This is a genomic window from Gracilibacillus kekensis (assembly GCF_900143085.1).
Taxonomy (GTDB): domain Bacteria; phylum Bacillota; class Bacilli; order Bacillales; family Amphibacillaceae; genus Gracilibacillus; species Gracilibacillus kekensis.
On sequence record NZ_FRCZ01000010.1, the window covers coordinates 53715 to 66302 of the forward strand.

General features: G+C 34.1%; 10 protein-coding genes and 1 riboswitch. Of the genes, 1 reads left to right on the plus strand and 9 read right to left on the minus strand.

Translation table 11 applies throughout. The features are described 5' to 3' along the window. Positions 1–17 precede the first annotated feature (17 nt). Positions 18–482 (plus strand): DUF5412 family protein, encoded by a 465-nt coding sequence (locus BUC25_RS17955; protein WP_073203248.1) that lies wholly within the window; start codon positions 18–20, stop codon positions 480–482. A gap of 128 nt (positions 483–610) precedes the next feature. Here the strand turns inward: BUC25_RS17955 and BUC25_RS17960 are convergent, their stop codons facing one another. From BUC25_RS17960 to BUC25_RS18000, 9 genes are all read right to left on the minus strand, one after another. Next, a complete protein-coding gene (locus tag BUC25_RS17960) occupies positions 611–1789 on the minus strand; it encodes a D-alanine--D-alanine ligase family protein (protein ID WP_073203249.1) in 1179 nt (392 codons plus the stop codon). A gap of 68 nt (positions 1790–1857) precedes the next feature. Further along, entirely contained in the window at positions 1858–3429 is a 1572-nt protein-coding gene (locus BUC25_RS17965; RefSeq protein WP_073203250.1) for a UDP-N-acetylmuramoyl-tripeptide--D-alanyl-D-alanine ligase, read from the minus strand. Next, positions 3429–4208 carry an alpha/beta fold hydrolase gene (locus tag BUC25_RS17970; RefSeq protein WP_073203251.1) on the minus strand — a complete coding sequence of 260 codons (780 nt, stop codon included), beginning with the start codon at positions 4206–4208 and terminating at the stop codon, positions 3429–3431. The genes BUC25_RS17965 and BUC25_RS17970 overlap by 1 nt, the downstream gene beginning before the upstream one ends. A gap of 497 nt (positions 4209–4705) precedes the next feature. Next, on the minus strand, positions 4706–5278 hold the full coding sequence (locus tag BUC25_RS17975; protein WP_073203252.1) for a biotin transporter BioY: 573 nt from the start codon (positions 5276–5278) through the stop codon (positions 4706–4708). A gap of 98 nt (positions 5279–5376) precedes the next feature. After that, positions 5377–5544, minus strand: a complete 168-nt coding sequence (locus BUC25_RS17980) for a YozQ family protein (RefSeq protein WP_073203253.1) — start codon at positions 5542–5544, stop codon at positions 5377–5379. A gap of 38 nt (positions 5545–5582) precedes the next feature. Further along, a complete protein-coding gene (locus BUC25_RS17985) occupies positions 5583–5894 on the minus strand; it encodes a hypothetical protein (RefSeq protein WP_139251862.1) in 312 nt (103 codons plus the stop codon). Between the two features lie 97 nt (positions 5895–5991). Beyond that, positions 5992–8532: a PEP/pyruvate-binding domain-containing protein gene (locus BUC25_RS17990; RefSeq protein WP_244535214.1), complete on the minus strand. Its 2541-nt coding sequence runs from the start codon at positions 8530–8532 to the stop codon at positions 5992–5994. 163 nt (positions 8533–8695) lie between these two features. After that, a complete protein-coding gene (locus BUC25_RS17995; RefSeq protein ID WP_073203256.1) occupies positions 8696–9994 on the minus strand; it encodes an ABC transporter substrate-binding protein in 1299 nt (432 codons plus the stop codon). Positions 9995–10114: 120 nt separating this feature from the next. Further along, on the minus strand, positions 10115–11938 hold the full coding sequence (locus BUC25_RS18000) for a diguanylate cyclase domain-containing protein (protein WP_073203257.1): 1824 nt from the start codon (positions 11936–11938) through the stop codon (positions 10115–10117). A gap of 308 nt (positions 11939–12246) precedes the next feature. Further along, positions 12247–12333: riboswitch (cyclic di-GMP riboswitch) on the minus strand. Between the last annotated feature and the right edge of the window lie 255 nt (positions 12334–12588).

Sequence of the window (12588 nt, forward strand, 5' to 3'; positions counted from 1 at the left end):
TAATGGGAGGATTATTTATGCCATTCATTAATAAGAAAAAAATTTGGTTATTGTCTTTTGTATTTATTATTGGTATTTTATTTATTTTAGTTCCAAATATTAGAGGTCCCTATAATCTACAAAGTGTAGAAATAGATGGTTTAAAAGAAGTTGGTGAATATAAATCGGAGATAAACAACTATTCGGTAAAAGTTTTTTTGAAGAAGGGGCCAACTCTACATTTCGAATATAGCTATGTTGGAGCCCTTTTTGAAAAAAATAAATTCATTCGAAATATCTTTTGGATTGGACCAAGTGGAAATGATTTTGCTGTAGAATGGAAAGAATCAAATATAATTGACATTAAAAATTTAACTTCATCAAATCCTAATATTACGTTAGATGTTCAAAAAGATAAATATGATTTTAGGAAAGACCCTTTTCTTCAACCAAAGGAGACTTTAGTTGAACATGACAAATTCACAAAGAAACGCTTGGATTAACACCAAGCGTTTTTTGTATGCTGTTTATTTATTATTTATAGTCTGTCTTGGGTCTTTTTCACCTGTTATTTTTGCTTTTCCCCAAGGTCTCAGACTGTTTAGGAAAAGTTCCGTGTCTTTTTTTTACGTTATTTCCCTTTTGCTCCTCCGCCCTTACTATGGAGTGCAAATAGGTTCGTATCTATAGAGAATTGAATGGATTGACGTTCTCTTTCTCGTTTTATTGCTAATTGAATTAATTGATCTGTTAATTGCTGAAAATCCTTGCCTGTAGGTTCCCATAAATAAAAGGATAATGAACCCGGAATCGTATTAATTTCGTTTACGAAAACTTCACCTTCCGGATTTAATAAAAAGTCAATACGTGAGACACCACTTGCATTTAACAGTCGAAATGTTTTCTCTGCTAATCCCTTTACTTTGGTAGTTGCCTCATCAGAAATCTCAGCTGGAATAATGCGATTGACGCTTTCCATTCCTTTCGTATCTCCTGATTTTCCGCCACTTTGATACTTATCAGCATATGATAAAATCTCGTCAGAACTTAGCACTTGTTCACAAAGGGAACTCTCGACTTCTTCATAGTCGCCGATCACGGAACAATTCACTTCTGTTAAATCAGTCACCATTTTTTCAATAATTACTTTAAAACTATAGGAAACAGCTAGTTCAATCGCTTCTTCTAGCTCTTCTTCATTGTTCGCTTTTGAAATACCAACACTTGAGCCTAAATTAGCAGGTTTCACGATTACTGGATAGCCAACTGATTCTGCTAACTGCTTAACTGCCGTCTGATCCTGGTGCCACTGACTAGCATAAAACCACTCGTAATCAACGATGGGAACATTGGCATCCCGTAAAATTTGTTTCATCATTACCTTATCCATACCTGCAGCAGAAGAGGCGACATCGCATCCGACATATGGCAGACCTAATAATTCAAGATAGCCTTGCAAAGAGCCATCTTCTCCATTTGTACCATGTATAACCGGGAATACCACATCAATGGTAGTTATCACACCTTTGGAGAAAAGCGTTCGCTCCTTCTTCTTTAAAACGATGGTATCTTCATTTTCCTGTTCTAAAACGACCTTTTCTACTTGTTTAAACAATTGATCAAGGTCTTTATAATTATCAATATCGGTTAAAACATCACCGGTATACCATTCTTTCGATTTACTTATATAAATAGGTATTGCTTGATATTTCGAGTCATCCATTGCACTCATTGCTTGCAGTGCAGAGATAACTGATACTTCATGTTCAACAGATACGCCACCAAAAATAACGGCTACTTTCGTTTTCACAGCCTATTCCTCCTCGTAAAAAACTAGACCTTTCACCAGATATAACTAAAGTAAAAGCAACACTAGTCTTACTCATTGTATGTGTCTGGTAAATCATTCTCTAATAAAATTATCGCGTCTTGACGATTTAACGCCTGAATTTGTGAAATCGCATGATTTAAATCTTTAGCAATAAATAATTGTTCCTCTGGATAATCTTTTTCCCGCAGACCATCCTGAAGAGGTTTTGTTTGCTTCTCTCCAACTAAAATCACGTAATCACATGCATCTGCTGCATATTCACCAAATGCTTTGTTGTATTGGTATTCTTTATCACCTAATTCTACCATACCTGGTGTCACCAGCACTTTATAACCATCCATTGATGAAAGTACTTCCAAAGCCATACGCGATCCGGTCGGATTGGAGTTAAAACTATCATCAATTACCGTTAAATTACCAAAACCTTTTTTGATTTCCATTCGATGCTTGACAGCCTGGATTTTCTTTACACCTTGTTGCAGTTTATTTAACGGTACATTCATTTCCCATGCCACACTGATTGCCGCTAAAATGTTATAAACATTATGCTTACCTAAAATTTTGGTTTCAAAATCAGCATCCAATGTCCCAGCTTTATTGGTGACTCTAAATGTTGTCCCTTTGTTATGAAAGCGGATATTAGAAGCAACATAATCTGCCTCCTGATCATCAATGGCAAAATAGACTTTTCTACATTGATTTTTCGGCGTATATGCCATAATATTCGAATCATCCCGATTCAAAAAGGCAACACCATCTTCAGGCAATGTTTCCACTATCTCATATTTTGTTTTTTGAATATTCTCTAGAGTTTTAAATGTTTCCAAATGTTGCTCACCAATTGCAGTTAATATCGCATATTTATGGCCAACTAATTCACAAATTTCCTGAATATTCCCCGGCTCTTTTGCACCCATTTCTGCGATAAACACATCATGATAGGGTTTTAGTGAATTACGAATTGTAATGGTTACACCGATCTTCGTATTAAAGCTATTAGGTGTTTTCAAGGTATTAAAATGAGACGATAAAATGGTATCAAGTACAAATTTAGTACTAGTCTTCCCAAAACTGCCGGTAATACCGATGGTAGTGGTATTCTGGGCACTTGAGATAATGTTTTTTGCATCTTTATAATAGTGTTCTTTAATCCCATTTTCGATCGGTTTATTAATAAGATTAGCAAGAAGTATAATGGCGTAAGTCAACAACGATCCAAATACTATAACAAATACAGCATAACTAAGTGGATAATCATTCCAAATGAAATGCAAACTTGTCGCTATTAAGAAAAGATAAATCACAGCGACCGTCGTGATCAATCGCTTTACACGGGCGGTCACGACAAGTTTCTTTTTCTCTTGTTTGTTTTTAGGTACAATCAAACCTAATAAAACAATAAGAAACACAGTCCAGTTTTGATTGAAGTAATAAAGAATGGCTAATGCAAGTGCTACCCACTCATTAAACGGAAATACTTTTATCCAGTGGTCTTTCATCCAACGTATCAGTCTGTTATTAAAATAACTATTTAATTGCAACATATGGAGTCCCTGTTTCACTCGGAAGAAAAGATAGGCGATCCATAATATACTTATAATCGATAAAATGATTTGCATCACTCAACTGCTCCTTTGTCATCTTCTAAAAAAGTGTCCACTATTACGGCCACTCTGCGTTTTTGTTCTAAGAATACGTAATGTCCTGCATTTTCGATCAATGCTAATCCTGCATTGGGTATTAATTTTTCCATAATTTTCGCGTCTTCCACCGGTGTTGACGTATCATTTGCTCCCCAAATTAATAAAGTAGGGGCTTTAATGTTTGGCATATGGTGCTGCAGGTCTTCATTGACGACTTTACTTAGTGTTTGCTGCATCACTCTCGATGCACTTTGGTAATCAGATGAACCAGCCTTACCACGATATTTCTGAATAATATCCTCTTTGTATCGGTTTAAAACGGGTAAATTTAATACTTTTTTTAGTGTCTTGTAGCTGTAAACTTTCAGATAATAATCCAATTTACGTTTTGGCTTTACACCAGCACTGCCTATTAAAATTATTTTATGTACTCCTGATTGGTGTCTATCCGCATACTTAATAGACACTCTTCCACCAAAAGAATGTCCAATTAAAATTGGATTTTTGATTTCTAATTTCGTTAATAACTTTTCCAAAAAATCAGTATACTGTCTGACATCCCAAGATTCTGGGGGCTCATCACTCTCACCGAATCCCGGAAAGTCAATCGAGGTTACTTGGAAATTTGAACTTAAGCTATGCTGCAAATCTTCAAATAAATCGAGCTTTGTACCCCAACCATGAAGCATCACTACAGGGCGACCTTCACCAGTTTGTTTATAATGTATATTTAATTTATCTATTTCGGTATACACGAATGAACGCTCCCTTTTCCATCTCAACTTAAAACATTCGTACATCACTTCTAATATATGACGCAATCTTTTCGTTTAGTCAGATTTTTTTAACACTCCTAATCATATCATAAAAAGGCCAAAAAATAATCCATAAAGTGATACTTCCTTCAATTGGATTTATTGCCTTATGCTTGTTTTAAGCGAAACTTATTGGAAAGTTAAAGTCCGTTTATCCCCCACTTAGTTTCTTTGTTATACGTGAAACTTTTCGTTAAGAGTATGATGGACGGTTACACCGTGTGAAACTACATAGCTATCTAAAATGGATAACAGAGGACATCGTTAGACTGTATCCGAATTATTCTTTTATTAAACAAAAAAAGAATAGAAAAATATCAATCCACTAAGATTTTTTCTACTTTCCTGAAATTAAATAATCCAAAAGATATTGATTTCTAGTCATAGAATTCGTTATCTTTTGGATTTATTGTATTCATTTTATTTTTGTCCTAACTTTAAGCTGCTCGTTGTTTATTATTGGTAGTTATTTTTAACAAATTTGCTTGTTGTAATCGTCTGCGAACAATGATTCCAATCCAACTTGCTAGAAAAGCTTTAATTAGACCCACTACTAAGAATGGGTATACCCCTCCCGCCAAGGCAGCGGCCCAAGATAAATCAGCGACAAATTTCAATTGCACCATGCCAAATGCTAGTGTAATAACCATACCTACCGTATTTGCAACCATAGCCATTGCTATAGTAAAGGTAGTTTTTTCAAGAATCTTACCTGTCACATATGCAGCAAAAATAAAGCCTATGATATAACCCCCGGTTGGACCGACTAACACTTGAGGACCGCCACCGAATCCAGCAAAAACTGGTAACCCTATCGCTCCTAACATCATATAACAAACCATCGCGACAGCTCCTAATCTACTACCGATAATTGTGGCTGTAAGTCCGACAGCTAATGTTTGACCACTAATAGGAACCAGCGGTAATGGAATTTCCATTTGTGCTAAAATAGCTGTAATAGCTGCAAAAATACTAGATAAAATAATCGCTCTTAATTTCGATGATTGCACGTTTCCCTCTCCTTTGTTAACTTTTATAAAAATTAGGTTAACATAATGAGTGAAGAACTGTAAAGTTTTTTTATGACAGGTTATAAAAAAACTGCCTGCTAATCAGACAGTTTTTCATTATAGCCTTCTTTTAATGTATCTGTTGCTTGTTCGTGTGTTTCAGCTAAACCTTGACTCAATTGATCATCACGTTGATAATCTTCCACTTCATAATTTCTTTCTGCAACTTTTTGTGAATCTTTCTTCATTGGTTTTTTTGATTTCATGCATCTCACCTCAGAAATAGCATGTACTATTCATTTCGCTATATGCTCTTTTTTTGCAATTCCACTAATTTATTTTCATAGAAACGTCGCTGTTTAGGTTGCTCTGTCTCTTGATAAAACGAAATAATGGCAAAATAAGCTTCTTCTTTTAAACCAACGTTGTTTACCTTTTCTAACAATTGTATGCCTAGCAAGTAATATTTCTCTGCCTCTTTATTATCTTCAGTTTTTTGATAACAGTAGGCTAAGTGAGTAGCAGAAAATCCTCGTTCTTCACGACAATTCGAGCCCAGCTGACACAATCTTCGTATTTCCTCTTTTTTGTCCGTAAGATCTATTCTTACGGACAAAATCCTCGAATTTCTTCTTATTTGTCTGTAAGATTTTTAAAGATATAAACTCATCCAAAAAAAGTGCTGCCTTTTTTTACTAGGCAACACTTACTCTCTATTTACATAATAGTTTTTGTTTTACTATATCCGAAAGTAACTCCATTCCAGTGACTTCACTGACATGAATCACTTGATTGGTTAATTTCGGATTTTTTCCCCATTTATATAATAAATTTTCTCGTTCTACAATATAGGATGGTTCAAATCGCACACCTTCTTCTCCGTCAAATAGTGCTACATAGAAGATATCTGATTCAACGATGTCTTGGAAAAAGTGACTACCATATGATAGTTCAGGCATAAAGCCTTTTTCCTGAGAGGATACTTCACAAATTGCATTCACATGTTGTATTTCTGAAAAATGTACTGGAACACCCAATGATGGAGTAGTTGTGCCCCAACGGCCAGGTCCAACCAATAAGAGGCGTTCATTTTTTAAATCTCTCGTAATTTTACCAATCGTACGGGCGACACTATATTTATCTTGTTCATTCAATGCGAGATACCCGTCCATATCGACGTAAATGCAATAATCGATCGGAAGGCGAATATTGCCTCCCATAAAATTTCCTTCTGTTTGTATAAAACAGGCTTGATTTTCATCAATTTCTGGAATTGTCACTGATTTACCCAACCCTTTTGTTTGAAGGGGACGACATTGGACAATATTGATATAAAAGTTAGCTTTATCTCTAAAATTAGCTGTAAATTCAACATCAACCGGATAATCATATACACGGGATATTTCTGCCAAAATCTCTTTCATTATACTTGCGAAAGTTGAATTTTTTAACAAGTTTTTAAAATCTAGAATATATGGCGTTGGCATGTTTTTATAGCCTAAATCTTTTAAACGAAATGACGTTTCGGTATCAATTGAAGCAAATAAATTCCGTTCCACATCCCAGACATTTGCGATTGCATCATCTACCTTAACACTAGTTAACTCATTTTTTGAAATGGATAAAATATCCACGCCATGTTGTGAGAATTTCTTTAAGTCATCCATGTGCATTAACGGTTTTCTTGTCGGTTGATCAAGTGCCACAATCTTGGCATAATCATCCACAGTTCGATCTACCGCTCTGGTTCCTAAGCCGAATACAAGACGAATCATACCAGCATCCATGTCAACACTCTTATCCCAAACATAAAGATTAGAAGAATTACCAACACCGGCTACGTGAGGGAAAAAATTATCCTCATAATGATCTCCTGATACACGTTGGATTAAAATTGCCATTTGTTCATCTTTTTCGAATAAACTTCTATTCATTCTGTATTCAAGTGCATCCTCATTCATTGTACTAGCATAGACTGTGCGGATTGCCTTTTCTAATGCTTGATAGCGTTCTTCTGGAGTTCCTTGATTAACACAAAACACGCTATCATACTTACCAGCAAATGCATTTCCAAAGTTATCCTCTAGTAAAGAGCTAGATCGAACAATGATCGGAGATTGTCCGAAATACTCTAATACCTGGACAAATTGCTCTTTAATATTTGTTGGAAATTCACCATTTAGTATTTTCTCACGAAGTTCCCTTGCATATTTATAATAACCTTCTTTCGTTTTTTGTTTGACTCTTAATTTCCACCAGCCATTTTGGACAATATAGGTATAAAAAATATCTGATCCAATATAAAAAGAATCATGTGCTTCCATATATTTAGTAAAACGTTGTTCAGGATCGCTTTTCAGGATTTTTCGTGCCAACAACATCCCAACACTCTTGCCCCCAATAAATCCTGTCCCCACTTCCCTTGCTGCAATGTCTACAATATCTTGTAATGTAAAATATTGATCACATAATTCAAACATTCTGGATTCTTCACCAATTAACAAAGACATGAGCAATCTTTTTGTATGCCCTTGGGTTGCTTGATCTTTCTGTAGATCTTCTCTCGCCTTTGAAAAAATAACATCCCAATAATCCATTCGTTCTTCGACACGATTAATATCGGAAAAGAGAGCAGAAGCTTCAGAGCTTGCTGTAATGCTTTTAACACGATCAGCTTCGATCAAATGCGGGAAAAACATTGTTGGTGAATAACGTTGCCATACTTTTAGTGGATGAATGTAATGTTTTTGATTTACTTCATAAAGATCTAATAAGACTTGCGTAGTTTCTCGGATTCGTGCGATTGTACTGTAGGTGTGGACATTTCTGTTAATTGCAAAATATGCTACCGTATCAAGTTCATATAAATAAGGACAACAAACTTTAAAAAAGTTTCCGATCATTAAATCCGAATACCAATTAGATAAAAGATCTGTTAAACTATCGAAAACATAGAACGTTTTTAAACCTTCTTTTTCAATTAATCGGTGAATTTCAGTAGCGAAACTTTCAAAACCTCTTTTAGCGTCAACATTATACTGAACTACTTCTTTTTCACTAACAAGGGATTCGTGTTGTCCAAACCTGACGTAGACTACTTTTCGATTGTCCTTTAACGCTTTATGAACAAATGGCGTTATAATATCTTTATATGCATTTATATTATCGACTTGCCATACTACATTATCTCCTAATCTTAGTGAGTCAATTGTATCATCAAAGCCTGCCATACCTGTTGAAACCTTTAAATCCATTTCCATTCTAACCACCAACCATTTAATAATGTATACTTATATTCTAATTATAACATCATTATATGATATTCCTATATCAATTAAGCATCGTTTTCATCCAACGAACTGATTAGAGGTATTCAAATAAAAATACTTTCCAAACATACAAATACAAGACACCGATCTATTTATCGATGTCTTGCTCACTAGTTTCTTGTATCAATTGTTTTAATGCTCTTTGATCATATTTGATCCGTTCTTCAATATTTTCGTGAATCTTATTAATTGCCTCTTTAGTCACTTCTGTTCCACTATGGAATTCTTTCATATTGACATCCCATATAAATTGTATCTGCTGGTCTACTGGTTGAGGTTGACCTATAGTGTCATTGGATAATACCTTCCAAAAAGTGCTTTTCAAGTCATTATTTATATAATATGGATCGTTTTCTGCTTGTTCGTACATATAAAACATATCATTCGCCATCTGTTTAGCAAATTCCCAGGCTATTTCTTTATTATCGCTATCTTCTGCGATTGCGATCGACATACTAGCTTTCTTATCTGTACCCGAAAGCCCGAACGGCATAGAGGTAACCCCCCATTTACCTTTCTGTTCAGGTACCCACTCTTTTAAATTTTCCATCACATAACTACCCATTTGAAACATAACCAGTTGATCATCCTGAATTGCCTTTTGACCATTTTCATTCCAAATATTGTAGTACGGACTTAGTCCTTTTTCAGGAACTTCTATTGCTGCATTCGTTAATGTTTGAAAGTCATTTTCTTTACCTAAATAATTATAATCTTTATCCAAAAAGTAATTTGTTCTTAATAGCATATCTAACATCATATGCTCAGACTCGATAATATATTGATCATTATCCTCTAGCTTCTGTGCCATCTCCATCCATTTCTTCTCATCATTTAATAAAGTTGCTAATTTGTCAGGGTCACTTGGATAACCTTTTTCTGCTAAAATATCTGCTCGGTAAAAGGTTATGTATGGAAAAAACAATAATGGCATAGCAAACATCTCTTGTTTTTCTCTATTAATATAGTTTCTTAACAAGCCTTCTGGTCTCCGTTCGAAAAATTTTTCGTCATAATAGGGTTCCTGATACAAATTCTCAAATCCACCTATACTGGAAAACTCTCCAAGAACCTCATCAGGTATGACGTACAAATCTGGTGTTTGACCTGTCATAAGACTGCTGCGATATTCTTCAACTAAATTATTAGTATTTTTAGGAACAATTTTCACCTGTAAATCTGGATATCTTTCTAAAAAAATCGGTAATGAATTTTCAAATATATTTTCGTGTGTCCAAATTACCAATTGATCAGACTTCTGTTCCGCCTGTTCTTCTACGTTTTGCAAGGCAAGGGAAGATTGATCAAAAGGAATAAGAGCATCTGATTGGCACCCCAGTAAGAGAATCAAACAAATCAGTGTTATTGTTATTCTAGTGTTTTTCAATTGTTTGCCTCCTAGATGTTTATAAATTGATACGGCAACAAGTCCTCATAAATATTAACGAAACTATTAGTTAATCCTTACTTATATTCTAATCTTTATTTTGGAGAGTTACGGTCATAATTAATCGTGTTGATTATGTCGTACTCTTTTCTGTTCATACATTCTGGAATCTGCATAATGTAACAAATCATCTATCGTCTTGCCATTGTCTGGATAAAAGCTTATCCCTATACTGGCTGTTAATGTCATTTCTTTTCGATTAATTACTAATGGTTGGTTGACAACTTCCATCATATGATCAATTAATAGTTGTACATCTTTTTCCTCAGCTAATGTAACGATAGCTACAAATTCATCTCCTGCTAATCGATAAAAACAAACAGGGTAGTCTTTTTCAAATTGAATTAACCTTTTGGAGAATACCTTCAATAATAAATCTCCTCCACTATGACCCAATGTATCATTTACCTGTTTGAACTTATCCAAGTCAATAAAAACAATTGCAAAGCGTTCTTTCAAAGATTTTTCATTTAAAATTTCTTTTAAGTCAATATGAAAAGAATAACGATTTGGAAGTTCCGTTAAAGTGTCATAATGTGCTAAACGGTATAATTTGGCTTCCGAATCAATTAATTGATTGGTTCTAGCAGTTAATAGCTCATTTCTCTTTTTGGCATCCACAAACATAGATTGCAATTGGTTAGCTACTTTTTTGATGTTTTCTCTCAATCTAGAAAATTCTTCAATATTAGTCTCTTTCCAGTGAAATGATTCTTGTCTTTCCATCTTTTCAGGTAAATCACTTGTAATTTGTGTTAGTTGAATAAAAGACTTAGATAGTATTCGATTTACTATAATACCAAAAAATAGAGACACACCTACTACCGCAAGAACAAAAATAAGATAATCAATCAATTCTAATATTATTTCTTCCACAAAATTGTCCATAGGAATAGTTAAAAAGGTTCTTTTGTTTAGGAAACTAGTCTCACCGATATAATAACCCTGGTACCAGTCAATAAGAGTTTGTTGGTTATTTGACAACCATATATAACCAGCATATGGAGTATCTCTGACATAGCCGGTTTCTATATGGTGAAGGTTTCTGTCTTCAATACTCTGATTTTTTGTGTCCAGCCAAACATCATTATTCTGATCAAGTATATACACTCTTTTATCGGAAAAACCAATATAATTATCCAACCTAGATTTGATTTTTGCTTTTTCCAGCTCTGAATCAAGTTCATAATTTTGAATCTCTGCAGAATCCATCTCGTTAATTTTTATCTGCAATCGATCTTCCAATTGGTCATATTGATTTTGGAATTCCTGGTACATATTATTTTCAAGTCCTCTACTAGTAACGAGAATTACGATTAATAACGGAAAGACAGCAGAGAAAATCAATATATGAGAAATTATCTGTCCAAAATGTAATCGAAGCCGTTTTTGAAACCATCCTTTGAACTTTGGAATGAATGGTGCATAATCACAAAGGATGTCTGCTATTAACGCCGAAAACATTAAAGCAATTATAAGTTGTAAGACTAGGAAATTAGTTATCGAATTAGCAAGTACTGCACTGTCAATAAAAAAAAGCAATGTTAAAAAGTAAATCAAGAAAATCACCAAAGAATAAGCGAAACTCCATGTGAAAATATCTTTTCCCTTTTTAGTGTAGAGACCGCCAATGAGAAGTACTTCTACAATACTCAAAAAAATAAGAGTATTGCTAATATGTAAAAAGTAGGTAACGAAACTAAATGAGACTACTAATAATAATGAAAAGCGTATTCCGAAAATCCTGATACTCGCAAGATAAATAATTGGAGCAATACTGATACTAGTTCCAAATATAAGTGGAACTGAAAGAGATTGCGCAATGACAGTAAGTATTAGTGTAATAATGAATAAATTAACTTTTTTAGTAAAGACATTGCGCATCACTTTTTCTCCTCATCTAACTATTCTGAAATAGTTTTGCTTAATTTAGTATTCATTACTTTCACTTAAAATATAAATTTATAGACAGTCGTTTAGCCTATCAGTAAGATTTTTGTGTTTTTAGAGAGATCTCTTTTAGCAGGAGTTTTACTGCCTTGTGAAATTTATCAGGTGGTTTTATACCTTCCTTGGTCGATGCAGTGGGGATTTCGAGAGAATAACCACGATAAAAAAGTTCGGACTAAATACTCAGTTCTGTAAACAAAAAACCTATACAAATAAATGTATAGGTTCCTGTACAACTAAAATCAGGTAACCCAGCCATCATCGTGATTACTCACATTAGACCTGTGGTTTTGCGTCTCTATTTTTCAATAGATTTGCCTTTTCTATTATGTAGTACTATTATATCATATATATTAACACAGCGACTTAAATTATAAAACTATTTTACTAAAAATTTCTCCTATTTTCTTTTAATAATTAATATAATGTATGGAATGATTCACAAAAAGGTTAGAGAGGATTAGCTAATTATCTTTGTTAAATAAATAGATTAAGTCATAATCTATTTTCTCAACGTCAAATACGAACGATGCAGTAAGTATATTGTTGCGCAACATTAGGAAACTGCTCAACAAATGAGATAG

Excerpts from the sequence above, each read along its gene's own strand:
- BUC25_RS17955 (WP_073203248.1), top strand. The coding sequence starts at position 18 with ATGCCATTCATTAATAAGAAAAAAATTTGGTTATTGTCTTTTGTATTT.
- BUC25_RS17990 (WP_244535214.1), bottom strand. The coding sequence starts at position 8,532 with ATGGATTTAAAGGTTTCAACAGGTATGGCAGGCTTTGATGATACAATT.
- BUC25_RS18000 (WP_073203257.1), bottom strand. The coding sequence starts at position 11,938 with ATGCGCAATGTCTTTACTAAAAAAGTTAATTTATTCATTATTACACTA.
- BUC25_RS17965 (WP_073203250.1), bottom strand. The coding sequence starts at position 3,429 with ATGCAAATCATTTTATCGATTATAAGTATATTATGGATCGCCTATCTT.
- BUC25_RS17980 (WP_073203253.1), bottom strand. The coding sequence starts at position 5,544 with ATGAAATCAAAAAAACCAATGAAGAAAGATTCACAAAAAGTTGCAGAA.